The organism is Paenibacillus turicensis, from assembly GCF_050461185.1.
GTDB lineage: Bacteria > Bacillota > Bacilli > Paenibacillales > Paenibacillaceae > Fontibacillus > Fontibacillus turicensis_A.
Genome location: NZ_JBCMOR010000008.1, coordinates 163,149 through 188,957 on the forward strand (window position 1 = coordinate 163,149; position 25,809 = coordinate 188,957).

A 25,809-nucleotide genomic window follows, 5' to 3' on the forward strand; every position below is an offset into this window, starting at 1 on the left:
ATAATTTTACCAAATTTTTAGCTTAAGTATAGTATATGACACTTCATAGACGGAAACCAAATAAAAAAGAAAACAGATTATGGCTAAAGAGCTTAGATGCCGGATCTGTTTTCATCTTAAGAGGCTACACACGTATAAAGTTATATGTGGTATCCACCAAAATATTTTACTATTTTTTGTTTAACATGCGATAGCTTACTGCATCTGCGATCCGTGGAAACAGGTGATACAGCTTGGTTCCGATACTTGCTAGCCTAGGCATATTTGTCTCGGGTTTCCCAGTTCTAGCAGCCTTTACAATCGCTTTAGCGACCACCTCAGGCTTTAACATCATCCATTTCACATTATTCACGTAATGTCCCGTTGGGTCTGCAAGCTCAAAAAATGGAGTATCAATCGGTCCTGGGTTAATGCTACTCACACTAATTCCATAAGATCGTACCTCTTGTCTAAGTGCATTGGTAAACCCTAAAACCGCATGTTTTGTTGCAGTGTAGGAGGTTGACTTTGCAGTCGCAATTTTACCAGCAATGGAGGCTACATTTACAATTCGACCACTGCGTGATGCTTTCATATGTGGCAAAACAGCCTTAGTGCAACGAACAAGACCTAAATAATTGACGTCCATCATGTCTTCATATTCATCCATGGAAGTCTGCTCGCAATACTCAAACACACCATAACCTGCATTATTTATTAAAACATCAACTCGTCCAAATTGTTCGTATATTTGAGAAAAAACAGAAGCTACCTGTTCATCGTTTGTTACATCTAGTTGAAAAATTTTATGTAGACCTTGTAATTGAGACCCAACCGCCTCAAGCTTGTTTAAAGATCGGGCTGTTAAGATGACAGTCGCGCCTTCTTCTGACAGCAATTTAGCAGTATCGGCCCCAATCCCACTCGATGCCCCTGTAATTACAACCACTTTAGATTGTAGTGACATGTATAAATCAACCTCCTAGTTGCGCTCCTTGGCAAACTCGTAAGATTAATTTTACCATATAGCTTATTAGGAGACCATGACTTGAATATCTAATTCCCCGATACCATCCATTAAAAGTGGCACACACAAAGCTTTACGTGGACTAAGGCCTTCCGCAGAAGAGCTCTTAATGACTTGTGGAGGTGTAATATCTACAACGATCCCTTGGTTAGATAATAACGTACTTGCATTACCACTAATCATATTTCCTAACTCTGAAATTGCACTTTGCCCCATCTCGTCCATTTCGGTTAACACAAAGCCCCCCATCATGGCAGACACGATACGTAAGGCAACAGCCTCCTCTAGACCAAATGTAACCATACCGCTAAAATGACCTGTCATGCCAATCTGTATCCAGATGTGATCTTGTATCGGAACGATCTCCTTCAAGCCAGGACTTCCGGTTGAGGGAGAAACCTGAACAACTTGTTCAATTACAGAGCATGCTGACTGGAGAAATGGATTAATAACTTCTACTTTCATTATCTTGCCCCCTTCGCACTAGGAAGTAACTTATTCATTACAAAAGTCCCATGTTTTGGCTAACCATTATTATACTTTATTCCTATACACAAGTCATTAAAAATGTAAGATTACAAATTTGTATGAGGGCGAATCATTGCGTTTTTAAGGTGGAATCACCTATAATGAATGAAATCACAGCTTGCTCGGGCAAATTTATATATAGGAGAAGAAAGGAGGGGTTTAGATGAATATGAGTCAATTAGAAACGCTAATTACCATTTCAAAAACGAAGAGTTTTCGGAAGGCTGGCGAACTGCTAAACTTAACGCAACCTGCTGTGTCAGCGCAAATAAAAAGTCTAGAGGATGAGTTCAAGACTGTACTTGTGGATCGTAACCAACCCGTCACACTTACAGATCGTGGTCAAGTTTTTCTCGAACATGCAGAACGTATGCTTGATATTATTGATCAATTACGACTGAAATTGTCTGATATGGAGCAGACACCACAAGGCCACATTGTATTAGGCACAACGACATCGATTGCCATCCAAATTTTGCCCCGCATCTTATCTTATTTTCAGGATCAGTTTCCATTAATTAAAACTACGATTCAATCGATGCCTTCATCATTAATTTATCAAAATGTAGAGCAAGGACTTGTCGATATCGGAATTGGGTATTTAATTGAAAACAATCCGCAGGTACTCTCCTCTGTTTTATATTACGATACGTTTGATCTAGCAGTATCTCCGCTACACCCTTTAGCTAAAGAAACAGAGCCAACGTTAGACAGTCTTAGAGATGTTCCGATGATTATGTTATCTCCTGATACTGTAGGCAGACGTTTCGCGGATGAATTGTTTGTACGCCACAACATCGAACCTCATATCGTCATGGAATTGTCCAGTAGCGAAGAGGTAAAAAGAATGGTTGAGATCAACCTTGGGGTGGCTATCATTTCAAGGCAATCCATTCTACGTGAGCTACGGCAAAATACTTTGAAGATTGTACCTATTCCTGAGCTTGCTGTTACTCATCCTGTTGGTGTGATCTATAAGGCTAGTCGTTATGTTAATTCAGCGATGCAGCAATTTCTTGCAGATTTAAAGGGCATGCCAGAGGATCACTTTACACGAGAATAAAATGTTAGAAGGGAGACATCACCTTGAAATTTGATCTTCATACACACCACTTCCGCTGTGGTCATGCAGACGGGAACATTCGTGATTATATTGAGGCTGGAATTGCGACAGGATTATCGGTCATTGGCATTAGTGACCATACCCCTTACTTTGGAAGTCAAGAAGAACAACCTTTTCCACATATTACGATGGCGAAAAGCGAGTTTACACATTATGTGCAGGAGGTGCTTGCACTTAAGGAAGAGTATGCTGGAAAAATCGAGGTTTTACTTGGTATCGAAAGCGACTTTTTTCCAAAACATGCTCAAATATATCACAATACACTAAGCCAGTACCCTTTTGATTATGTCATTGGTTCTGTACATTTTGTCAGGGACGTGAGTATCTTTAACAAAACAAGATGGAATAACCTCTCTACCCAGCAAAAGATTGATCATAAAAAGGATTATTACGCCTTGATTAAGCAATCTGCGGAGAGTGGCATGTTTCAAATATTAGGCCATATTGATGCGATGAAGGGTAACTATCCTGCTTTCTCTGAAATACCTGCCAACGAAGCCATCGATGATGCGCTTAAGAGTATTGCTAAGCATGATGTCGCAATTGAAATCAATACGTCAGGCAAAACAAAGCTGAGTGGTGGCTGGTATCCTTCCGATGCAATATTAGAACGCGCGTTGCATTTCGGAGTAAATGTTACATTTGGATCAGACGCACATAAACCTAGCCGTGTAGGCGATGAATGGCAGCAGGTGGCGGATCGCCTGAAGGAAATCGGCTTTAGCCATTTTGTATATTATAAACAAAAGCAAAAAATTGAGGTTCCACTCTAATCCATTTTTAAGTTATAGGGCAAAAAAAGAGAACCCTTTCACGTCCGTTCCGTAGGGTTCTAAAAAATAATCTATTCAAAAGGGGGTCATGTGATAAGTTTACCCTGTCACTGTTAGAGACAGATCACAGCAATATTTCATTTGTGTAACAAATGTTAACGTTGCGGTTATAAGCTTATCGCATGGGTTCTCCATAGATGGTATTTAATATTTAACTCCGTTTTACCTTCCATCGTCTTAACCATACCACACTTCTTTAATACACTTTCTGAGGCAACATTCCCAACCTGACACCTTGCTTCAATCATACTTAAGTTTAGTGTGGAAAAGCCGAAGGACAACACTAGCCTTGCAGCTTCTGTTGCATAACCTTTATTCCAAAATTGTGGCGCGATAAAATAGCCCAACTTGGCTTGCTTCGTCATCTTGTCCAAAAACTGTAATGAACAAAGTCCAATGACAGCATCCCCTACCACCTGCACACTGTGATCCACATTAAATTGCTTTGAAGATAATGGAAGAGTAACGGCAAAATGAACATCTCTAAGTCGTTCATAGCTTTCTTCGAAATAGTGAAATAGCTTTGACGGTGTACGCAACACACCTTCTCTAAAATTAATAAATTTTCGAACTCTATCATCTAACATATAATGAGATAATAATGAGGTGTCATCCTCTTCTAATTTGCGTAATATGACTTGCTCACCAATAATGTGCGGAAATTCGGATCTAAGTTGCTTTAGAACCTTTTCCAATGGCTACTCCCCCTGTCCATTTACCAAATAACCAGCAAAACGCATAAGATACAAAGGTGATCAGGAACATCCATTTACAAAAAGCAAGCGTGTGTAATAAATTAGGTTTGTTTAAAAAATAGGTTAATGTTTCCTCTAATACATATAGAGGACGATGAAATACATCCCAGCTATTCCATCTTAGGAATCTTCCCAAGTATACTCCGAAGCTACTTAAGCCTAGCACAATAACTGCAAAACACCAGCCCACTACTTTACCATATAAACGTTCTACGATAAGGTGTACCGACACTAAAGAAATGATTCCTAATATTAATCCTAGCAGAGCTACATAAAACAAAATAAATAAATGATTCCAAAAAGGAATCTCCATCCAAAAACGACTTGTGTCAGTAGGATACCTTACAAAAGGGTGCAACATATCCGTAATTAAATAGGCAGCATTAGGATAAAACAACAACCAAATTATTCCAAAAGAGATCATACTTATCATACGTGTTGCTTTTAATTTAATCAAGCTTAATGCATCAAGAACAATACTCAAAATAGCAGGAATCCATGCTAAAAACGTGTTCCATATTAAAAATAAATAAGGTGGTTTACTTACACCAGGTAATCTTGTCTCACTTACGATCTTTAGTCCAATCACCGTCGCGATAAATAAAAAGAGATATAAATACAATTTAGCAGGATAGCCAAGTTCCCTCCATTTTTTCATGTTGTGGTTGTCCTCCAAGAAATAAATTCGTTATAGTATACAACGTATTGCTGTACATATAGTTACTATATTTCTGTAATTCATAATTTAGTTATTTGTATTTATAGCTGTATATGAACATTCGTAATGCTGTTTTACAATTAACTTATCTTTTATCTATAATATTCTAATGAGCGATCGTATCATTAAGGTTGAATCTTGAAATCATTACTTTAACCGCAAGCTCACAGTAGCGAAGAGACAGAGAGATTGTGGAGAAGCGTAACGTTCGTATTTAAACCCGGATTCTAACTCTAAGTTTGGCTCAATCTTTGAAATTAGTGCTTGACCGATAGAAAAACATAAATATACTTCAATAGAGGAATATGATTTTAACAACAAACGCAAGAACTCTCTGGAGCGTAGCTACCAGCCCAAAATTGTTGTCAAGTACTAATTCTTAATAGAGCCATAACTTTCATGTAAAAGAATCTGGTTTTAATAACGATCAGAAGAACTCTCTGTATCGTAGCCTCCAGCTTCTTCTCGCGGTTAAGTACTAGATTTCTAATATAAGCTTTATTAAACGGAGAGTGAATAGATATGACACCATTTACAAGTAGAGTAATTACAGTAATCCAAGGTATTCCTGCGGGTAAGGTTACGACCTATGGGGAAATTGCTAAGGCGGCGGGAAGTCCGAGAGCCGCTAGACAAGTTGTACGAATTTTACATAGTATGAGTCAAAAATATAAATTACCTTGGCACCGCGTTGTTAATAAGCAAGGGGAAATAGCTATTAAAAATGATGAGTATACCTTTATGCAGGGCAAACTATTAGAAGAAGAAGGTGTCACTGTGATCGCTGGTAAGCGAATTCCACTTGACACCTTCTTATACATCCCATCAGCAATGAATAATGAACAATGCTAAAACTGCTTTAATAGCTCAGCAATTCGCTCATTAATCTGCTTAACATCTGGTCCTGATACCTGCTGATGATCAGTAAGCTGATATTTTTGTTTAAGCTGTAAAACCTGAGTTACCCGTTCATCAAGCATTTGGGGTGTAATCTCACCTTGCTGGACTGCTTCTGTAAGTGCTTTTGCAACACTTTGGATATTTTCCATTCCATGTCCGACTAACACTACGTTACCACCAGCTTGGATAAATTTAACGGCAGCCTCGCCCATATCGTAATGCTTCGTAATCGCTCCCATCGTCATATCGTCAGAAATAACGACACCTGTAAATCCTAGCTCTTCACGAAGCAGATCATGAATTATGATGGATGAAAATGAAGCAGGGGCACTTTTGTCTATTTCAGGCATTAGAATATGAGCAATCATCACGGCATCTGCCCCCTTAGCAATGGCTTGCTTAAAAGGCACCAACTCAAGCTCTCTTAATCGCTTTAAATTATGATTCACAATCGGTAACCCAATATGAGAATCCACTGAAGTATCTCCATGCCCTGGAAAATGCTTCACGACAGGAATAATATTTCTTTCCTGCAACCCTTTCATCACTGCAATCCCCATCTGACTAACAATATTGATCTCATTTCCATAAGCCCGATCACCAATGACGGGATTTTTTGGGTTACTATTTACATCAAGGACAGGTGCATAGTCCATATTAAGTCCAAACGACTGTAGTTGATCACCAATCACTTTACCAATCTGGGTAGCAAGCTGTTCGTTTTTAGTATCCCCTACTTTTTTAGCAGAAGGGATTTTTTTAAACGTTGGGGGCATCCGCGATACTTTACCTCCCTCTTCATCCACACTCATAAAGAGAGGAACACCTGATTTCTGTTGTGTGTTGAGTTGCCTTAGATCATTAAATAGCTGAACAGCTTCGTTCTCTTTTTTAATATTAGCACTATAGAAAATAAAACCACCCACGTTATAAGTACGTATTAGCTCCTTCGCAGCTTCATCAACCTCTGTCCCATCCATTCCAGCTATAATAAGCTGACCAACCTTTTCAGAAATAGAAAGCTCCTTTAGCTTGTCCTGGATGGGGTCTTTTTGTGGTTGGGTAGACTCAGCAGGTGAAGAAGGCGTGGGTTTATTATGATTCATATTATGATCCTTTACTGTATTTCTAGTTGTATCTTGTTCTGTAAAAACACACCCCGTGAGGAACAATACCATTAGAAAAGTCAGTAATCGTAATCTCATCTCATAATCAGCTTCCTAAAGATTTATTTTGTTCATTTACTTCATTCTCTTCGGTTTTCTCATTTTTAACATATAGATTCTGATGACAGCTTGGACATTGAATCAAATACGGTGATTTTTTGTGAATCGTTTCACCACAATTTGCACAAACAACCTTGTTGCGTATCTTCATTTGAGTCAGGAAGCTAATTAAGCCTCTTACAAAAATAATAATAGGTCCCAGCAGTAACGTTCCAATAAACCACATCGGAATTGTACCGCCACGCCCTTTAAAATACAGTGCAAAACCAATTGCATACACAAGAAATAGTAACGCTAAAATAATAGCGAGACGGTTTTTTTTACCTAGATTCATATTTGGTAGCCTTCCTTCTCAGTTGATGTCTTTACAAGTATAACGCATAATGCTCTTTCATAATCGTACAATTTATAAAAAAAAGAGTATCCCTTTCGGATACTCAATACCAAGCATTTGTTGTATAAACTGTGCACACTATCGATCTGTAAGCTTACTATCAATTTTCCCTTGTAATTCTACCATTCTCATAATAACTGCAGCAGCTTCCGCTCTAGTCACCTTGTCCTTGCCATTAAACCTTCCATTGGTTGGCTTTAAAAGTCCTAATTTCATCACCAATGCAACTTCACCACGATGATTAATCTGTGACACGTCTCGCAGTTTAGCTATAGCAGCATCCTTCTCCATAAATTTAGCGATTTTATTATATTTCAAAATGGAAGATAACTGTACAGCTAGCTTTTCTCTTGTAAGAGCTTCGTTTAAATGAAGAACCTCTTTATCAGAAATCCACTGACGTTCCAATGCAAAGCTTGCTAGAGCATAATATTCATGCTCTGGTGAGATGCCTGCTATCTCTTGGCTTTGATTATTTATAATACTACCATAGCTTTGATAATAAGGATTAACTGCTTTTGCAATGATTGACAACCATTGACCTTGAGTCAAAACCTCGTTTGGTTTCACCTTACCATCCTTAATATCTAACAGATTATACGCTAACAGTATCTTAAGCTGTTTTTCAGCCCAATGGCCTTTAATATCATCAACTTGTGTCAGATCTTCATGATTTACCGACAACTCTTCATAAACCTTTGTCCATTGTCCTGTTATTGCATCTAAAACCGTATTATTTTTTTGCTTATCTTTAAATTCTGTCGTATATACTAATCGAATATCTGGCTCCGAATAAGTTCCATTTACAATCTGACTCCCAAAATTTTTATATTGGAGCTGTTGCTGCACAAGTGAAGAGTATATCTCTTGGGCTTTCTCCTTAGATATTTTAATTTGTGGATTCTTTGGCATTTTAGAAAGATTATAATGATTAGAATTATAGGAGACCACATTCCCCTGATCATCCAAAACCAACGATGCCGCATTTCCTTCAACAACGATATCATTATAAAAACGTTCAAAGGAATATGTAAATTCCTTTTCATTTTTAGTTGAATGAATACTATTGCGATTAACAAGCTTTAAATTTGTGCTTGCATCATTATATAGCAACTGAATCCATTCGATTGCCTTATTTTTTAATGCTTCCTCTGAAAGTTGGACTGTCACATCTTTTTTATTCATATCCGGGGCTGCTACTCCCAAACCGATTGTAGGAAACTCCTGATAATAATAATTAATAATTTCACCCGTTAAAACGTCTACTTCTGCTGTCGTTCGATCTGGCAATGCACCTAAAGAAGTTTGATCAGGACTTTGCCACGTTAAGCTCCATACTTTACGATCCTTATTCCAATAATCGTTTCTAACTGATTGCGTCATTAAGGTGCGATCATCGGGTACTTTGAGTATTTTTTTCACAATATTGGCTGCTTCTTCTCCAGTTAGCTCTACTGAAGATTTTCGTGGTTGAAAAATAGTTTTCCCTTTATCTATCGAAGCATAGGTAATACCTTGATCAGAAACGACATTCCCTTCATTATCTAAACTTCGGCCACTATTCGCATCGATTGAATTTAATGCCGTATTCCGGTCTAAGCCCCATGCCAAAACCCAATTATTAACTTTATTACTGCCAAACACAGGAACATATTTTAATTGGACATTTAACTTCCCATTCTGCTTCTTTTTGGCTTCTTCCAGGGTGATTTTAGGTGTCGCAGAAGGATAATAAAAATGATCTGATGGTCTAGAAAAGTCTAGTAAATCACCATTTGAGCTTATACTAAGTCGGATATATTGTACATCTGATGGAACCCCATTTTTATATACATCAAATGTAAAGCCATATTTCATAGGTCCAAACAATGAATCATCAAAGTTACTGCCAGTATGATTAAGATGAAGATCATCTAGTTCAATTGAGGAAACTGCCTTTACAATTAATTGCTTCGCTTTATTTAGCGCCTCTTCTCTATTCAGCTTAGGCGGGTAAAATTCATCATTTTGATAAATATTGTGGATATACCCTTGAATCAAATCCCCTGTAATTGCATCCACAGAGCTACTAAATCCATAGGTCACATTTTTTTCACTATAGCTCCAATTCATCGTCCATACCATTTGATTTCTAGGTGCAGGATATGAATTGTTTACACCTAATTCTATAGAGCTTAGCTGTGATTTGGTATTTTTAAGGACTGGAAATAACGATTTAACTTTTTCAATCGCTTCTTCCTGCGTTATTTTTACTAATGAAGGATCAGAGGTATTTATTAATTTGCTATCAAGTGGCGTAGTATCCCCTGACACCTGTTTTAATAATTGTTTCGTAGTATCTATATTAGTATTAGACGTGGAATCTGCTAAAACTAAGCCTTGCGGCAATATAAGAGAGAGGGTAATTGCTAAAGCTGGAACCAGCCTTTTCGCTCCTGAGTTTCCATCTTTTGAACTCAATTTTTCTTCGACCTCCTAAGTAAATTTTCCCATAACATGTCTAGCTTAGTATACTATATAATGTATTATTCGTCAGTGAAGAACTCAGAAACAATGATCTGTTTTAGCTTGTTAAGAATGCGGTGCATATCTACAAGATCTGCTTCGTCCAACTTATAATAAACACGCTCAATCATAAGTTTTTCTATTTTTTCGGATTTTTCTATAAATTTATTTCCATTAAAGTCTAACTCGATTATGGTCTCTCTTCTATTGTCAGGATTAATAGTTCGTTTAATATATTGTCCCTTCTCTAATTTAGACAAAATCTGACTTACAGCACTAGGAGAGACATCCATTAATTTAGATATCTCTCCTGTATTTAAACAACGATGTAGATGTAGAAGACGTAATAAAACTGCCTGCTGTCCAACTATATTTTCATCAAATAAACGATGAAAAGCCTTCATCATACTCGTGTGACATTCCATATTTAAATGATTAATTTCCTTAATAAATGAAATACGTTGTTCCTCTTGCATCCCAAGTCCCTCATTATATATGAATTTAGGAAGTTTCATTATTCTTCCTCATATCAAAAATCTTAAGGAACTATTAAAACAATGTCAATCAATCTATGTTACTCTGTAGAGGCACCAAAATCAGTTATTGTTAATTTCACATCAAAATTAACTGGAATATTTTCATAAACCTCATCCCAGCGCTCTTTCACTTTTTTCCACATTTTAGGATTTCGGATACTTAAACATTGTTGAAAACCAATGACATCGGTTTTGTATACCTTTTGTGTTTTTTTCATTACGGAATAGATCATTTTTAGGAGGTGTTCCTCAAAAATCTTTTCTGCTTTCTCCTGATCTTTAATTTCCGAGAAGTTTTCTTTATCATCCCAGTTTTCAATTAATCGACCATCAGATTTAATATCCACATGATAAGAGATGTCATCTCCTTTTATTGTACATTTCATTTTACTTTTAAAATTTTTTATTTCGTAAACAATTTGCTTTCCATTCTCGTTATAAGCCTTAATTAACCCTCCATTTGTGTTTCCATTTATAAAGTTAATGGTGGCTACCTCATCTTGAGTTAAGTTTCCTATCCAATGACCAGTATCTCCTTTAATAATACCCGCACCCGAAAATTCAATATGCCCGTTTGCTGAAATAATATTTTGCAGCATAAAGCTTTGTTTAGAGTTAGCATGTGCATCTAATTGAGTTAAATTAACACCTTCCAAAATTTTATTGGTCCGAAATGTATTTCGTGTCATATCCTGAATTTTAAACGCAGGTACTTCCCCTGGGTTATTTGTTATTAGAGTCTCCTTTGCATCTCCCTCACTTAAAAAAAGTAGTGCACTAGGACGAATATCATTGTCTCTCAATATAAAATCCGTAAGCTGACCTATTTGGTATTTTTTTAAAGCCTCATTCGAAATTACAATGACCTTTAAATGATGCCCAATTACAGGACGGTCTCGCCAAACAGAATATTGTCTCATAATTTCAAGAATTGAATTACCTGTTAAACTTACATTATTAAACTGTCTCTCGTTTCCACTATCCGTTTTTGTTTTACTGCCAAATGCTTTTACAGGGACAACTTGTACTGTAAGTGTGACTTCATCTTTCTTCTGGTATTCCTTAGAGCCTTTTTCGACTATTTTTTGTTCTTGTTCCGTTGGTATTCCTACATCAATTGCGACTCCTGCGTATATACTTAAATCTTCAATTTCTTTACTACTCCAGCATCCTGTGAGCAAAAATATAATCGTAGTCAGAAGGACAAGTAGTCTACATGTATACTTACACATCCTGCTTCAATCCTTTCTTACGAATAATATAGATTAAAGATAGCAAGCATGGAACTAAGAAAAAGAGGATTATACCTGCATACCCAATATCGTTGCCTAGATTAAACACATCATTAATTCGTTTAGGAATCATCGTAAAAATAAAGATCACCGGAATGAGTCCTAGAATCGCCCATGTTCGACTAACCTTGAAAATTTGGGAAATCCCTAATGATGCATTGAAATAAAAGCTACTAAAGTTACAAAACATTTGCATAATCCAAATTACTAAAAATGGAAACTCGAAACGTTCAAAAAATAGACCTGTAATTTCAAACGTTCGCATTAAATCGATGGTTGGCCATGTACTACGCATCACAGCATCTACAGACATTCCACCAACAACCACAATTACAGTAGACAAATAAATGAGCAGGGGAATTCCAATTCCGACTGTCATTGCTTTCATAGCTTCTTTTGGATACTCCATATGCCCCACAAGCGTCATTATTACTTCACAGCCACTATAAATTAAAATTGTTGATTTCAAGCCTTTAACTACAGGAACTAAGCCTTCACTTAAAAGCGGACGTAGGTTATTAATTTCAAACAAATGAAAGCTAAACCCATATGCAATCACGAGTACAATTACGCTGATGGGGATAATAATTTGAAATACACGCGCAATCGCATTGATTCCTCCAAAAACTAAATATGTTGAGACCCAAATAAAAGGAATGACGATCGCCCATGACGGTGTGCCCTCAAGTAAGAAAAAAACCATAATCTCTACTAATACTCTTGCTTCAAAGCCGGCAATAACTAAATAATAAAGGATTAACAGACTACACAAGGCGCCGCCTGGAATCTTACCCACAATTAATCTTGCGTATTGGTAAATGGTAAGGCCAGGGAATTGTTGGCTTAATTTCACCATGACAAATATTACGCCTAACACGACTAAACCACCAAGTAATACCGACAACCAAACATCTGGTGTTTTTACAATTTCCACTACACCTCTTGGTAACGTGAGAATACCTGCTCCAAGGACAGAGTTTGTTAGAAATATAGATGCTTGCGTTGTTGTAATTTTGTCATCAGAGCGTGTGAACATGTTATCCCCCCAAGTATTAACACTCACTTATCTTCGTTTATTGTTTTTCGTCTTCATAAGGTCTGGTCTTAAATTCATTAATGAAAGCGGAGCACGGAGATATAGATCTTTCCAGTCACTAATACGGAACGGAGAAAACGGAGTGACATAAGGGACCCCAAAGCTTTCCAGCTTCGTTAAGTGGCTGCATAGAAATAAGAAAAATATAATCGTGCCAAACATTCCAAGTGGCGCAGCAAACATCATCCCTGCAAACCGAAGCAATCGTAGTGTAATCCCTGCACTATACATGGGAATTGCAAATGAGGAGATCGCAGTAACCGCAACGACAATAACTAAAAACGGACTCACAATTCCCGCCTGAACCGCGGCTTCGCCAATAATCAAACCTCCAACGATCCCCATCGCAGGCCCAATTGGTTTAGGTAATCGAATGCCAGCTTCCCGTAAAATTTCAATTGCTATTTCTAAAATTAGAACCTCAACTATAGAAGGGAATGGAACCCCTTGTCTTGTTTCAATAATTGTAATTGCCAATTCAGTTGGAAGAAGACCTGGGTGAAACGAAATAAAGGAAATATATAACGAAGGTGCCATTAAAGATATAAATGCACATAGGAATCGCAACATCCGTAAAAAACTTGCGGGCAACCAACGCTCATAGTAATCCTCTGGTGATTGCAGAAGCATACTAAAGGTCACAGGGACAATTAATGCGAATGGGGTGCCATCGAGTAAAATCGCAATTCTTCCTTCTAAAAGGGCGCTAATCACTCGATCTGGTCTTTCTGTATTTTGAGCTTGCTGAAACGGACTAAGCACATCATCTTCCGTTAATTGCTCAACGTAACCAGCATCCAAGAAAAAATCCATATCAATATTTTTAATTCGTTTTTCAACCTCAGCCAATAAATCCTGATTTACAATTCCTTTCATATATGCGATAACTAATGTTTTTCGAATTCGCGAGCCAACTTTATACTTTTTCATTTCTAAATCTTCTGTATATCCTTGCCTACGTAACATTGAAGTATTTTCACTTAATTCCTCAGTAAAACCAAGTCTTGGTCCTCTCAATAACGACTCCGATACAGGTTCAGTAATCGATCTCATCTTGCCACTAGGAACCCCTACTAATAATGCTTCATGCATTCCTTCGATCATTAGGGCAGTATATCCCTTTAATACATATTCATTGAGATCGTCTTGCATTGTGATCACATCTACATCTGCAATCGGCAGAACCTTCTCCAGAACGTATTTATGTAGTTCTTCTGAGGTACAATAGTCCAGTTCACTTTGATCCTGGTACATTAGCATTCGCATAACCTGCATACTTATGCTTTGTGGATCTAACATTCCATCAATATAAATGAGTGTAGCCTTTATATTCGTTCCCTTAATTATGAAATCTCGAATATTTACATCGCCATTGCTTCCTATCGCTTCTCTTACAGCTTGAAGATCTGTATTATAATCACCAGCAAGCGGTTTAGGGGAAGTTGGGTGAGCTTGATGATATCCATAATCCTTTTTATTTACTACAAAGGCACGAACACGACGATAACAATAATAAAACAAGGTTGGAAGAAGAAAGGTTACTGCAGCCTGTGCCCATACTTGCCAGCTTGGTATATATGAAATTATCGTTTTCCACATCTATGATCACTTCCCAATTTCATTTAATAATGAAAAATTATTCAGCACATATAAAATGCCCTATTTTTTACTTTCAATACAAAAAAAAACGAACCTAGAGCACTTACTCAGGTCCGTTTTTTAATATTTTTTTCGTATTTATTTTTTCACAATATGCTTATTAACAACTTAATAAACGCCATACACTTTACTGTACAGCACATGCTTGACATGATCGAACTCCACTGGAGACAGCAAAGCAGGATAACTCATAATAAGTAATGGAAGCTCTGCTTCGTCTTCGCGTAAAGCAGGTTGTGCATAGCTGTAGTTGTTATTAACTTGAAATCCTAACTTTTTATATAAACCAATTCGTCGCTGTGCCATCTCTTCATGAGGATGTTCTACCTCTAACACCACGGTTTTATTTAAATCCTTGCGTAAATAATCAATGACTAATTTACTCCCGATTCCGCCCCCACGAAGTGTTGGATTCACAGCGAGATGCTCTACAAATCTAAAGCAGGAAAATTCCCAGCTAGCGATAAAGCCTTCTATCTGTTTTTTTTCATTAAATCTACCATATAATTGATACAAAGGATTGCTTAATAAATCAAGCTGTCCATCATAAGTTCTGTATTCACTTTTGGGAAATGATTCCGACATTAACTCATATACTTGATCAAACGAAGATTGATCGATTTCCTTCATCAATTGATACAACTTCCTTTCTTTCACCCATTCATTCTTTCTTGATGTTAAAGCTAAAAAACACATTTGTTTAAATAGCTCCATCTTGAAATTAGTACTTGACCGCGACTCAAATTGGCGAAGAGACAGAGAGATTCTGAAGATTGTCTCTTAAAATCAAATTCCACCAATACACCAATTCTTTTATTTCATTAAAAGGAATATGATTTTAACACAATCGCAAGAACTCTCTGGATCGTAGCTGTCACCCTCTAGTCGTTAGCAAAAACTAATTTTTAAATAGAACCAGTTAAATTGTAGCATTATTTCCCCCCATTCTCATTCATATCTGCTGTAAATGTTATTTTATGTAAATTAATGAATAACCTTCTTTATTTATCGGCAAAGTGTACTAATAAAGTTTAGTGTACTTATCATATTTATTATTTTAATTCCTTTCTTTCATTTGATTTTATTACCTGCTTTAGCATTTAGACAAAATGTTCTATAATAAGAGCCATGTCGCCTATATATTACCATTAGAAAAATAGGCTGAGGGGGATTCTTGCTTTGTCTGATCAATTGTTAATTATTTTTCGAAGTGACATTAGAAATTTAGATGAAATTACTCAAAAAAATTTATATTTTTCATTATATAATCTCATTTATCCGCAATTGTTATTTTTATTGAATGATCATGGCCTAGCTGAGGATGCAATTAATGAAGTTTTTATAAAAGCGATGAAATCGGGACCCAAAACAAAACCTGATTCTAATATTAAGGCTTGGCTTAAACAGATTGCTCGTAATACTGCTTTTGACATTTTAAGAAAAAATAAAAAATATCGGCAAGTTTCAGATATAGAAAACGTTATAGATACTAAGAATAGTAAAAGTTTCAATGGAATTACAGAAGATATTGATAAAATGATTGATAATTTAATTCGTACCGAGGCCATTCATACCTGCTTAGCCCAATTAAAATGGGAATATCGGGTTGTACTATACCTCAAATATATTGAAGATAAATCCAGTAAGGAAATCGCCAATATGTTAGGAATTAAAGAACCAGTCATGAGTAAACGACTCAAAAAAGCCAGATCAGCACTAGCTGAAGTATTAACACAAACCTGGGGGGATAATTAAATGAGCCCTGATAACAATGAGAATCTGCACAATGAGCTTGATAACTTGGCAAAACAAACCGTTCAACGCTTGTATAAACAGATCGAAAATAACATTCCTGATCCAAATGCAGCCTGGATAAAAATGCAAGGTCAATTACAGAAAAGAAAGAAACGATATCACTGGTTTAAAATGAGTTCCGTTGCAGCTGCGATAGCTTGTATATTTTTAACTGTGGGAATTTTCTCCACTGGCTCCAGCCCTGCTTATGCTTTTCAGCAAATGATACAGATTGTAAAGGATGCTCAGGCGGGAATTATTCACATTATGTATGGAGGTGACGAAGTCACAGATCCCCATGATGATGCAAAAACAGCACCACCTCCAGACGTAGCCCAAGGTGACATTCAATCGAGCCCAATCCAACCTGACGCTACTCTCATTTTGGACCCTGTCGAGGTAAGTTTAAATGATGCCTTATTGCAAAGTGATGTACCTATCTATATGCCTCAAACACTTCCGGATCAGGTTGAATTAGAAAAAATTGAACTTTATCCAAATGAAGAAGGTATTTACCAAATGGTCAGAATCGAGTATATCCAGACAAATGGCAATTTGATCTCACTGACGGAGCGAAAGCTCAATTCACATGGAACACCTTGGAATACAAGTGTGGATCAAGAAGCAGGGAAAGTAACTGCGATTCAGATTCAACACAGGGAAGGTATCTTAGTTGAATATGCTGAAGGTGGCGGAAGAGTAGAATGGCTTGATCCCACAAATCGCTATTTGTTGCAGCTAACAGGGAACTTAAGCTCAGAGGAGCTAGTAAAGATGGCGGAGGGTACGGTACAACAAGGGAATACGCAATAAAGGATGAAGAGTAGGGACAGAGGGATTTTTCTCAATCCTCTGTCTTTTGTTTTTGTTTCATTAATTTTTAACTAAAAAAGCAATTTCTATTGCTGAATGTAAAACAATTACTTATTATAATTTATAAAGGAACTAAAGGCATAAAATAGGAGATGAGATCTGTTGAGAGATTTAATTATTGATCATTTACATATCGACGCCATTGTAGATTTACTGAAAGCTGCTTTTAGAATGGAAGATTGGGATAAAATGATAATCATCGCTGACAAACTCTACTCAAATGCCGTAAAGCTACAGCAAGAAAAAAGTAGCATTTCCCCACAACCTAAAAGACATTTAGTTTATTACTTTGGCTTTAGCCAACTTGCCAAAGGAGTCGCATTACAAAATAAAAAACAGTATTCAGAGTCAAAAATGCTGATTGAAAAATATAGTGATTTATCTCTATTAGATGATGGTAGCCCTGAGGCAAAAGAAGAGATAGATTTTTTTAGATCATTTGCTAATTTAAATAGATTAGCAGTGAATGTTTTAGAAGGTAACAAACAATATATTGAGACATACGTACAGTTTTTAAAAGAGGCTGATTTAGATGATAAATTAGCAGGAATACTTAATATTATTGAAGCAAGTCTGACACATAATTTTAATATAGATGATATTCTGACTTCATTTGAAAATGAAATTAACACTGCAATCTCATTTTTAAAAGATAAAAACTCCTCTTATGTAATGAAACTTTTTTACTCACTCGCCTTGTATAACATAAAGCATCGAAAGTACTCTAGTGCAATCAATAACATACTCCAGGGTTTAGAATCATCAAAGCTATTTAAAGACTCAACTTTTTTCAGAAAGTTTGTTAGCTTATATAAGTCTTTTTCCCATTGTGCTGATGACACTCAACAGGAACAATTTATGATCATTATGAAGGAAACGCTTAAGAGCGAATTAGTAAATGAAAAAAATATTTTTTTTAATTCAGATTTCTACTTTGAACTAGTATTTGACTAAAAATTTTTTCATGAAAATTTTCCCTCCTGCATATTTATTCTATTAACCCAAGTTCAATACTGCGAAATACTGCGATTTGACCAAGGGAATAAATAAATATCTGGATGGAGGAGTTGGATTGAAAAGAAACGGATTTATCTCTAAGTTATGCACGACCTCAGCAATTGTTGGGCTATTAGTCAGCCATTTAACTGGACTGGCAGCAGCCAGTAGTCCATCACTTACCCCCTCTCCAATCATTTCATCGCAGATCACACAAACAAGTGGAGATATTTCTGTCATTGTACAGCTTGGCACCCAACCTGCAGCGATAGGGAAGTATGCAGCAGCTCAAGGAATTCAAAGCTTAGCTAAAACAGCCACCGAAGCAAATGTTCAGACAGAACAAGCACAATTTCTAGAAGAAGCCACCGATTCAGGCTTATCCCTCAAGGTCAATTATCAGTATGATACCGTATTAAATGGCTTTGAAGTTACATTGCCTGCGGATCAGCTAGCAGACCTAGCCAAGCTACCAGGTGTGAAGGCGATTGATGCCAACCGTACTTGGTTCCCGATTCCGATTGAACCTACTGGTGCTGAAAACGATGAGTTTCAATATGATAGTAACCCACTTAAACAGATTGGCGCAGACCAAGCTTGGGCTAAAAACCTGACTGGTGCTGGTTTAAAGGTGGGTGTGATTGATACAGGAATTGACTATACACATCCAGATATCGCCCCGATTTATAAAGGAGGTTACGACTCCTTTTATCAAGATGATGATCCTTATGAAGAAATCCCATTAACTGCGGAGGAGGACCCGTTTAATGTCGGCTACAAAGGAACCTACCATGGTACGCATGTGGCTGGTACAATTATTGGACAATTTGCAAATCAGGAGAGTGAAATCGTACAAAAGGGTGTTGCCTACAACGCAAGCCTGTATGCCTACAAAGTACTTGGCAGAGACTTAGAACGACCAGATCGCTCTTCTGGTACATCCGCTCAAGTGATTGATGGCATTGAGCGTGCGGTTAAAGATGGAATGGATGTCATTAATTTATCGCTAGGCTCAGATTCTGAAAAAAATGTAAACTCACCTGATTCAATTGCAATTAATAATGCAGTTCTTGCAGGCGTTACAGCGGTAGTGGCAAATGGGAATGCAGGACCAGGTCACTATACGATGGGTTCACCTGCCTCCTCTCAGCTTGCTATTTCGGTTGGGGCGATTACGAGTGAGGAGCAACGTTTCTCTGGTCAGCTTAGTGCAAGCTTCAGTCATAACAATGAGAATCTAGATGAAAATGAAACTACACCTGAACCCGTTGATTTTAAGCTACTAGGATGGGAAACGGCAAAAACTGATTTCCCAGCTATTTTAGGAACCGAAAAACATGAGGTTGTTTATGTTGGACTTGGTGACAAAAGTGATTATAACAATAAGGATGTCCAAGCAAAAGTTGTGTTGGCTTCAAGAGGGAAGCTTGCTTTCGTTGATAAAATTATTAATGCCAAGCAGCATGGCGCCACAGCGATCGTTATTTTTAATGGTAAAGCCGCCGCAAACCAAACTGATGCAGATTTAACCCCTTCCCTACCTAACCTTGACGGTTTTATAAATTTAAATGTGGGAGACAGCTTTGACTATATTCCTGCATTTGATATCCAAGGGACAGTAGGTAGATCGTTAGCCAATCAGCTGATCGAAAATGAAAATGCGGAGAAGGCACTTTCTATTACGTTCCCTTCTCATTATGAGCAGGATGTCATTGCAGGGGATCGCATTGCCGACTTTACTTCATGGGGACCTAATGCTGATGCAAAGCTAAGTATAAAGCCTGATATCACTGCCCCAGGTGTAAATATACTCTCTACTTATCCAGCGTACGGGAAAAATAAAGAAGGTGTCTCCTACGCCAAAGCTTATGCTCGCTTAAATGGCACAAGCATGGCAACTCCTCATGTTGCTGGATTAGCGTTATTACTGAAGCAACAGCACCCAGATTGGACTCCTTTTGACATTCGGGCCGCACTTGCTAACACCTCTGACCTTTTAAGTGATGAAGACGGGAATCCGTATGATGTATTTAAGCAAGGGGCAGGACGTGCAAATGTTGCAAAAGCAATAGAAACTCCTGCTCTACTCCAAGCGGTTGAACCCATCACAATTTTAGATAAAAATTATAATCGGCAACAAGTACTCAACTACAATTCCTCAACTAGCTTTGGTGTGGTTGGAGTAAACCAAGAGCTTACTAAAAAACTACAACTAAAAAATACGTCAGCACAAAATGTAGACTACACTACCTCTATCCAGTGGTTTGGTGGGAATGGCGGAATTGAAGCTACCCTCTCAGACGGAACGATTTTAGCTAACGCACAGCAAACTAAAGAGTTCACCCTAAATATCAAAACACCTAACGATGCGGCAGATGGCTTTTATCAAGGACAAATTAAATTAGAAAATCCTCAACTGCCTACATTACATCTTCCGTTTTCAATCTACATTGGGCAAGAAAAACCAAGTACAGGATTTGGAGTTCAAGATTTAGCCCTATCCAAGGAGCTGATTTATCCTAAACGCACAAATCAAGACAAGGCGGAGCTTTCATTTAAATTAAGTGCAGAAAATACAAATTATTATATTTTAGAGATTTTAAACCTTCATGATGAAACGATTGGTTATTATGAGGAAAAATTCAGTGATTCACCTTCAAGCTTCTTTAAGCCAGACACCTACACCTACAAAAGCGTAAGTGACGTCTACCACCCTTATGATGAAGAGGGTAAGCCGATATTAGATGATAATGGCAATCCCAAAACTGCTCACTTACAGGAAGGTCAATACAGAATTAACGTGGTTGCAGCACAATTGGATGAGGATGGGCAGCTCGTGTACGAAGGAACCAAAGCCATCTTGTATAAAGGTTTTATTGCATTTCGGATTGATCCATCTCCTACCCCTGATTCTGGAGGGAATCCAGGCGGAGAACCAAATCAAGGGGGCAACACAGGATCAAATGGTAACGGAGGTAGTGGGAGCGGGAATAATCAAAGTTCCCCACCTAAGTCTGAAGTTAATCAGAACGTAACACCAGTTGAAAAAACTGTTATTCCACAAGGGTTTAAGCAGCATGTACTCGTTGGAGCTAAGGAAAATGTTGAAAGTCATGTTGTTGAAATTACAGATGCTCAGCTTAAAGAAGCAATAGAAGCGAACAAAGAGCATACAACCGCCTATGTCATACGCTCACCGTTCACCAAATTAACACAGATTTCATTATCAGCAGAGCAATTAAAATTAATTACAGCTTTAAAAGAAAAACCACTTCTTGTTATAAGCACAGGCAAGGAAGCTGTAGCTCTCCCATCCACCTTGCTAACTTTAGCACCTAAAAATGCGGGACTTAAAGTTACACTTGGCATAAATAAGGATGTCACCTTTACAGGAAAAATTTCAAAACAACGTACACTTCTTGGAGATCCTGTCTCGTTCAAAGCAGAATGGTCAACAACGAATAGCAACCAACCTATTCAGCTTCCAACTAACTTATTTATTAAACGCGCATGGCTTGTAGCGGAGGAAATCAAAGCAAATCAAGCAGGGGTATTAGTTCAAGCAGGAGAACAAATTAGCGCTATCCCTTCATTTGTCGAAGCACAGAAGGATCATACAACGATCGTTAGTGTCAATCACCCAAGCTGGTCTACGTATGTATTAGCACGACAAAAAATAAGCTTCACCGACATTTCTACCTCTTGGGCGGAGTCACATATTAAAGCATTGGCACACAAGTTTATTATTGAAGGAACAAGTCAAGATAAATTCTCACCAACTGCACCGTTAACTCGGGCTCAGTTTACAGCATTACTTGTGCGTTCATTAGGCTTAACTGCTTCAAACCCAACTACGACTACCACTACAACACCTGCCAAACAAGTGAACTTTAGTGATGTTCCATCAACAGCTTGGTATGCACAGGATGTGGCGACTGCTTATGAAGCAGGGCTAATTCAAGGTATTAGTGCAACAAAGTTTGCACCTGATACGGTTGTATCAAGACAAGATTTAGCTGTCTTACTAGCTAGAGCATTGGAATTAACAGGTGTCAAGCTACAACAAAGTAATCCTATTCTTCACACCTATTCCGATGCCGCAGACATTCAAGGCTATGCGAAGGAAAGCATTGACCTGTTATCTCAATACGGAGTTATTGATGGGAATACTAATAACAAAGCCAAGTTTGATCCACAAAAGCCAGCCACTCGTGAAACCGCAGCAGGTTCACTTCATCTGTTACTGCGTGGAATTAAATTTGTAGAATAATTACGGCTTAACACGGAAATCGGTTCTTCACAATCTATGAAGTAAGAGGCTACGTAGCAGGGAGTGGCTTCAACCGCTGTTAAGGCCCCAATTTCTTTATAACATATATTGAATGGATGAAATTGTGTCCATAAAGTGTTTATGCTCTCGAAGTATCTTTCTTGCAGAAAGATTGTCACGCTCTCGCTTCTCCACCATCTCCCTGCTCCTTCGCTACGTTAGCTTATTGTCAAGTACCGATTTTAAGATTGAGTCATAATTATCACTCTATTTAAAAATTAGTATTTATTTAACCCGAACTACTACGGAAATTTATTTCCGTAGTAGTTCGGGTTTTTCTTTAGCTAAAACTAAAACAACTATTGACAATCTCCCCCTCTGCTTATATAGTTAGTTACATGAGTAACTAACCAGTTAGGTGGTGTGGTGATGAGTTTTTTGACAGACGATGGTCGTCCAATCTTTATACAGATCGCAGAAAAAATTGAAAACGATATTGTTGAAGGACGTCTACAAGAAGAAGCACAGGTTCCTTCTACCAACCAATTTGCAGCGTTTTATCAGATTAATCCAGCAACCGCTGCAAAAGGCGTCAACTTACTTGTAGATCAAAATATTTTATACAAGAAGAGAGGGATTGGCATGTTTGTTGCTGAAGGAGCCAAAAATACGTTGATTGAAAAACGAAAAGAACAGTTTTATGAGCAATACATTGTCACTATGGTGCGGGAAGCAGCCAAGCTTGGGATTACAGCCAATCAACTGACAGAAATGATCCAAAGGGGAGAAGAGCAATCATGACTACCAACGTGATTGAGGTCAAGGGACTAACAAAAAAATATAAAAAGATGACAGCCGTAGATAATCTTAGCTTCCAGCTCAAACCAGATGTGATTTATGGGTTAATCGGCAAAAATGGCGCGGGGAAAACAACGTTATTATCGATGTTAACTTCACAGCTATTCCCTACATCTGGGACGATTTCTATTTTTGGCGAGTCCCCTTACGAAAACCTACAGGTACAAAATGGGATTTGCTTCATAAAAGAAAGTCAAAAATACCCCGAGCATTTCTTAATTTCAGATGTACTTGATATATGCGCTCACTTATATGTGAATTGGGATGCACAATATGCAAGTGAACTTGTGACTGGGTTTAAGCTCCCCTTAAAAAATAAAATGGGGAAATTATCTCGTGGACAGCTATCCGCGGTAGGCATTATTATCGGCCTTGCTAGTCGCGCACCCATTACGATTTTAGATGAGCCCTACGTAGGTTTAGACGTTGCAAATCGGAGCTACTTTTATAGTCAGCTTATTGAGGATTATGCTAATGTTCCACGTACCTTTATTTTATCAACTCACTTAATTGATGAGGTGAGCGACCTACTAGAATATATTTTAGTTATTGATAGCGGTAAGCTTATATTACAAGAAGAAGTGGAAAAGCTACAGCAATCCAGCTTTTATGTCTCTGGTGCAGTCAATCAAGTGAATCAATTTATTCAGCAATACAACTGCCAAACCTTACATTCTGAAACGCTAGGAGATACCATGAGTGTGATCATAACTGGTGTATTAACAAAGGAAATGTCTACAAGTGGTAACCTTAATGCGCTCACCTTTGCACCTGTGCCATTGCAAAAGCTAATTGTATATACAACAAGGGCTGTGCAGGGCAAAAAAGGAGTGAAACTGTATGAATAATAAAATCAGTGCTGTGCTTCGTATTCATTTAAAGGATAAACCCACATTGCTTTATCTCCCTATCATTATTTTTTTAGGAAACTTACTTATCGGTTCCATTCTTAACATTTTTCGAGACCAGCCCACCATGAAAAATAGTATCGTTACGATTTATGTTTTTATGTTTGTGATGGGGATTTTAATCATAGGTCGAACCTTCTATTTTGCTGTAGGTCTAAGCACGCGTAGACGTGATTATATGATCGCAACCATGATAACAGTAATCGGAATCAGTGCTATTTTGTCATTGTTTTTTTCATTCATATCTTTATTAGAAAATTACTTTTCCTTTAACTTAGGTGTAATGATTAATGAGTATTCTGACTTGAATAATTATCCAATTTGGGAAAGGTTTTATTTTAACTTTTGTGTATTTCTGCATATGTTTTTGCTAGGCATGCTAATTAATTGCCTAACTAGAGTATTTGGTAAGCATTTAATTTGGGTGCTAGGATTACTGGTGTTAGGCTTCGCTAATTTAGAGCCGCTTCAGGATATGGCTGTTGCTTTCATTAAAACATTATGGGAGCTCCCCCCTGCCGCGCTATTTAACTGGAGCCTCCTGCTCTCTTTTGTATATGGATGGATTGTTTATCTATTTTTAAGAAGGTTACCTGTTTAATTTTTAACAAGAGCTTGTCACTATGTATAGAGAGGTGAATGAATTTGACACCCACATTGGAATGTCGTGATATAAATAAAAGCTTTCAAGCCCACCCCGTTTTACAGCAAATTAATGTAACCTTTGAGCCTAACGTCATCCATGGACTATTAGGTGCAAATGGGGTTGGTAAAACAACTTTAATGCATATTTTAGCTGGTCATACGTATCCAGATCAGGGAGAAATCATCGTAGACGGGCAAAATATAATGCTAAATGAAGAGCACCGCTCACAGATCTGTTTGGTGAAGGTAGATGATCACATTTGGAGTGAGCATAAAGTAAATGAGATTATGGCGTTTGGCGCATTGCTCCATACAAACTGGGATGCAAAATTAGCGACGAGATTGCTTGAAATATTTGAACTTCCACTCAAAAAGAAATACAGCAAATTATCACGCGGGATGAAATCAATGGTAGGGATTGTGAGAGGAATTGCCAGCCGCTGCCCAATTACGATCTTAGATGAACCAACGTTAGGACTTGATGCAGATAAACGGGAGCTTTTTTACGATCTACTATTACAGGAATATACGAAGTACCCGAGAACATTTATTATTTCTACTCATCTTATAGATGAGGCTTTTAAGCTCTTTGAAAAAATCACTTATTTAGAAAATGGAACGATTTTAGCTAATATGGATAGTGATACATTTGTACAGCAGGCGAAGCTAATTCAAGGTGATGCACGTTTACTGGAACAATGGGTTCAAGATTCTCATGTCATCCATCAAGAAAGCTTAGGTGGTACGCTCGCCCTCATTTGGTTGGGAGAACTACCACCCGCGTTGACTTCCTTACAAGAGCAAGGCTTACAGATTTCAGGCTTAGCCCCTCAAAAGCTAGTCCAATATTTAATTAAAATGAATGATCAGGACAGAGGTGAATGGTAATGCTTC

23 protein-coding genes are annotated in these 25,809 nt (G+C 37.6%); 11 read left to right on the forward strand and 12 right to left on the reverse strand.

What is annotated here, in order from left to right; all coding sequences use genetic code 11:
- Positions 1–169: 169 nt before the first annotated feature.
- Together ABE099_RS14295 and ABE099_RS14300 are read right to left on the reverse strand one after the other, a co-directional pair.
- Positions 170–946: an SDR family NAD(P)-dependent oxidoreductase gene (locus ABE099_RS14295; protein WP_430031811.1), complete on the reverse strand. Its 777-nt coding sequence runs from the start codon at positions 944–946 to the stop codon at positions 170–172.
- 66 nt (positions 947–1,012) lie between these two features.
- The gene (locus tag ABE099_RS14300; protein ID WP_430031812.1) at positions 1,013–1,471 is read right to left on the reverse strand and encodes a chemotaxis protein CheX; all 459 of its coding nucleotides are present in this window, start codon (positions 1,469–1,471) and stop codon (positions 1,013–1,015) included.
- A gap of 226 nt (positions 1,472–1,697) precedes the next feature.
- Here ABE099_RS14300 and ABE099_RS14305 point away from each other — a divergent pair, with 226 nt between their 5' ends.
- Together ABE099_RS14305 and ABE099_RS14310 are read left to right on the forward strand one after the other, a co-directional pair.
- Positions 1,698–2,597, forward strand: coding sequence for a LysR family transcriptional regulator (locus ABE099_RS14305; protein WP_430031813.1), 900 nt, complete (start codon positions 1,698–1,700; stop codon positions 2,595–2,597).
- A gap of 23 nt (positions 2,598–2,620) precedes the next feature.
- Positions 2,621–3,430, forward strand: coding sequence for a histidinol-phosphatase (locus tag ABE099_RS14310; protein ID WP_430031814.1), 810 nt, complete (start codon positions 2,621–2,623; stop codon positions 3,428–3,430).
- A gap of 167 nt (positions 3,431–3,597) precedes the next feature.
- On the opposite strand, the gene ABE099_RS14315 is transcribed toward ABE099_RS14310, so the two are convergent.
- Positions 3,598–4,185: a GNAT family N-acetyltransferase gene (locus ABE099_RS14315; RefSeq protein WP_430031815.1), complete on the reverse strand. Its 588-nt coding sequence runs from the start codon at positions 4,183–4,185 to the stop codon at positions 3,598–3,600.
- Complete coding sequence (locus ABE099_RS14320; protein ID WP_430031816.1) at positions 4,160–4,903, reverse strand: DUF1361 domain-containing protein; 744 nt, start codon at positions 4,901–4,903, stop codon at positions 4,160–4,162. Before ABE099_RS14320 ends, ABE099_RS14315 begins: the two co-directional genes overlap by 26 nt.
- Positions 4,904–5,485: 582 nt before the next feature.
- Between ABE099_RS14320 and ABE099_RS14325 the strand changes: the two genes are divergently transcribed.
- Positions 5,486–5,815 (forward strand): MGMT family protein, encoded by a 330-nt coding sequence (locus ABE099_RS14325; RefSeq protein ID WP_430031817.1) that lies wholly within the window; start codon positions 5,486–5,488, stop codon positions 5,813–5,815.
- On the opposite strand, the gene nagZ is transcribed toward ABE099_RS14325, so the two are convergent.
- The 8 genes from nagZ to ABE099_RS14365 all read right to left on the reverse strand — a co-directional run bounded on the left by nagZ (position 5,812) and on the right by ABE099_RS14365 (position 15,201).
- Positions 5,812–7,068: a beta-N-acetylhexosaminidase gene (nagZ, locus tag ABE099_RS14330; protein WP_430031818.1), complete on the reverse strand. Its 1,257-nt coding sequence runs from the start codon at positions 7,066–7,068 to the stop codon at positions 5,812–5,814. The two genes, ABE099_RS14325 and nagZ, sit on opposite strands and share 4 nt — an antisense overlap.
- A 7-nt stretch (positions 7,069–7,075) precedes the next feature.
- Positions 7,076–7,423 carry a hypothetical protein gene (locus ABE099_RS14335; RefSeq protein WP_430031819.1) on the reverse strand — a complete coding sequence of 116 codons (348 nt, stop codon included), beginning with the start codon at positions 7,421–7,423 and terminating at the stop codon, positions 7,076–7,078.
- A gap of 138 nt (positions 7,424–7,561) precedes the next feature.
- Positions 7,562–9,943: a YcdB/YcdC domain-containing protein gene (locus tag ABE099_RS14340; RefSeq protein ID WP_430031820.1), complete on the reverse strand. Its 2,382-nt coding sequence runs from the start codon at positions 9,941–9,943 to the stop codon at positions 7,562–7,564.
- 65 nt (positions 9,944–10,008) lie between these two features.
- Positions 10,009–10,503 (reverse strand): MarR family winged helix-turn-helix transcriptional regulator, encoded by a 495-nt coding sequence (locus ABE099_RS14345; RefSeq protein ID WP_430031821.1) that lies wholly within the window; start codon positions 10,501–10,503, stop codon positions 10,009–10,011.
- Positions 10,504–10,562: 59 nt separating this feature from the next.
- A complete protein-coding gene (locus ABE099_RS14350; protein ID WP_430031822.1) occupies positions 10,563–11,756 on the reverse strand; it encodes a Ger(x)C family spore germination protein in 1,194 nt (397 codons plus the stop codon).
- On the reverse strand, positions 11,749–12,852 hold the full coding sequence (locus ABE099_RS14355) for a GerAB/ArcD/ProY family transporter (RefSeq protein WP_430031823.1): 1,104 nt from the start codon (positions 12,850–12,852) through the stop codon (positions 11,749–11,751). The genes ABE099_RS14350 and ABE099_RS14355 overlap by 8 nt, the downstream gene beginning before the upstream one ends.
- 27 nt (positions 12,853–12,879) lie before the next feature.
- The gene (locus ABE099_RS14360; RefSeq protein WP_430031824.1) at positions 12,880–14,511 is read right to left on the reverse strand and encodes a spore germination protein; all 1,632 of its coding nucleotides are present in this window, start codon (positions 14,509–14,511) and stop codon (positions 12,880–12,882) included.
- 168 nt (positions 14,512–14,679) lie between these two features.
- Positions 14,680–15,201 carry a GNAT family N-acetyltransferase gene (locus ABE099_RS14365; protein ID WP_430031825.1) on the reverse strand — a complete coding sequence of 174 codons (522 nt, stop codon included), beginning with the start codon at positions 15,199–15,201 and terminating at the stop codon, positions 14,680–14,682.
- 549 nt (positions 15,202–15,750) lie between these two features.
- Here ABE099_RS14365 and ABE099_RS14370 point away from each other — a divergent pair.
- From ABE099_RS14370 to ABE099_RS14405, 8 genes are all read left to right on the forward strand, one after another.
- Positions 15,751–16,326 carry an RNA polymerase sigma factor gene (locus ABE099_RS14370; RefSeq protein WP_430031826.1) on the forward strand — a complete coding sequence of 192 codons (576 nt, stop codon included), beginning with the start codon at positions 15,751–15,753 and terminating at the stop codon, positions 16,324–16,326.
- Positions 16,327–17,178 (forward strand): DUF4367 domain-containing protein, encoded by an 852-nt coding sequence (locus ABE099_RS14375; RefSeq protein WP_430031827.1) that lies wholly within the window; start codon positions 16,327–16,329, stop codon positions 17,176–17,178. It abuts the gene before it with no gap.
- Between the two features lie 162 nt (positions 17,179–17,340).
- Positions 17,341–18,192: a hypothetical protein gene (locus ABE099_RS14380; RefSeq protein WP_430031828.1), complete on the forward strand. Its 852-nt coding sequence runs from the start codon at positions 17,341–17,343 to the stop codon at positions 18,190–18,192.
- A 118-nt stretch (positions 18,193–18,310) separates the two neighbouring features.
- Complete coding sequence (locus tag ABE099_RS14385) at positions 18,311–22,504, forward strand: S8 family serine peptidase (RefSeq protein ID WP_430031829.1); 4,194 nt, start codon at positions 18,311–18,313, stop codon at positions 22,502–22,504.
- 429 nt (positions 22,505–22,933) lie between these two features.
- The gene (locus ABE099_RS14390; RefSeq protein WP_210089258.1) at positions 22,934–23,305 is read left to right on the forward strand and encodes a GntR family transcriptional regulator; all 372 of its coding nucleotides are present in this window, start codon (positions 22,934–22,936) and stop codon (positions 23,303–23,305) included.
- Positions 23,302–24,210 carry an ABC transporter ATP-binding protein gene (locus ABE099_RS14395; protein ID WP_430031830.1) on the forward strand — a complete coding sequence of 303 codons (909 nt, stop codon included), beginning with the start codon at positions 23,302–23,304 and terminating at the stop codon, positions 24,208–24,210. The genes ABE099_RS14390 and ABE099_RS14395 overlap by 4 nt, the downstream gene beginning before the upstream one ends.
- The gene (locus tag ABE099_RS14400) at positions 24,203–24,871 is read left to right on the forward strand and encodes a hypothetical protein (protein ID WP_430031831.1); all 669 of its coding nucleotides are present in this window, start codon (positions 24,203–24,205) and stop codon (positions 24,869–24,871) included. The genes ABE099_RS14395 and ABE099_RS14400 overlap by 8 nt, the downstream gene beginning before the upstream one ends.
- Before the next feature lie 44 nt (positions 24,872–24,915).
- Entirely contained in the window at positions 24,916–25,803 is an 888-nt protein-coding gene (locus ABE099_RS14405) for an ATP-binding cassette domain-containing protein (protein ID WP_430031832.1), read from the forward strand.
- Positions 25,804–25,809 lie beyond the last annotated feature (6 nt).

Excerpts from the sequence above, each read along its gene's own strand:
- ABE099_RS14320 (WP_430031816.1), bottom strand. The coding sequence starts at position 4,903 with ATGAAAAAATGGAGGGAACTTGGCTATCCTGCTAAATTGTATTTATAT.
- ABE099_RS14395 (WP_430031830.1), top strand. The coding sequence starts at position 23,302 with ATGACTACCAACGTGATTGAGGTCAAGGGACTAACAAAAAAATATAAA.
- nagZ (WP_430031818.1), bottom strand. The coding sequence starts at position 7,068 with ATGAGATTACGATTACTGACTTTTCTAATGGTATTGTTCCTCACGGGG.
- ABE099_RS14400 (WP_430031831.1), top strand. The coding sequence starts at position 24,203 with ATGAATAATAAAATCAGTGCTGTGCTTCGTATTCATTTAAAGGATAAA.
- ABE099_RS14355 (WP_430031823.1), bottom strand. The coding sequence starts at position 12,852 with ATGTTCACACGCTCTGATGACAAAATTACAACAACGCAAGCATCTATA.
- ABE099_RS14360 (WP_430031824.1), bottom strand. The coding sequence starts at position 14,511 with ATGTGGAAAACGATAATTTCATATATACCAAGCTGGCAAGTATGGGCA.
- ABE099_RS14335 (WP_430031819.1), bottom strand. The coding sequence starts at position 7,423 with ATGAATCTAGGTAAAAAAAACCGTCTCGCTATTATTTTAGCGTTACTA.
- ABE099_RS14305 (WP_430031813.1), top strand. The coding sequence starts at position 1,698 with ATGAATATGAGTCAATTAGAAACGCTAATTACCATTTCAAAAACGAAG.
- ABE099_RS14375 (WP_430031827.1), top strand. The coding sequence starts at position 16,327 with ATGAGCCCTGATAACAATGAGAATCTGCACAATGAGCTTGATAACTTG.
- ABE099_RS14350 (WP_430031822.1), bottom strand. The coding sequence starts at position 11,756 with ATGTGTAAGTATACATGTAGACTACTTGTCCTTCTGACTACGATTATA.
- ABE099_RS14295 (WP_430031811.1), bottom strand. The coding sequence starts at position 946 with ATGTCACTACAATCTAAAGTGGTTGTAATTACAGGGGCATCGAGTGGG.
- ABE099_RS14390 (WP_210089258.1), top strand. The coding sequence starts at position 22,934 with ATGAGTTTTTTGACAGACGATGGTCGTCCAATCTTTATACAGATCGCA.
- ABE099_RS14300 (WP_430031812.1), bottom strand. The coding sequence starts at position 1,471 with ATGAAAGTAGAAGTTATTAATCCATTTCTCCAGTCAGCATGCTCTGTA.
- ABE099_RS14365 (WP_430031825.1), bottom strand. The coding sequence starts at position 15,201 with ATGAAGGAAATCGATCAATCTTCGTTTGATCAAGTATATGAGTTAATG.
- ABE099_RS14345 (WP_430031821.1), bottom strand. The coding sequence starts at position 10,503 with ATGAAACTTCCTAAATTCATATATAATGAGGGACTTGGGATGCAAGAG.
- ABE099_RS14325 (WP_430031817.1), top strand. The coding sequence starts at position 5,486 with ATGACACCATTTACAAGTAGAGTAATTACAGTAATCCAAGGTATTCCT.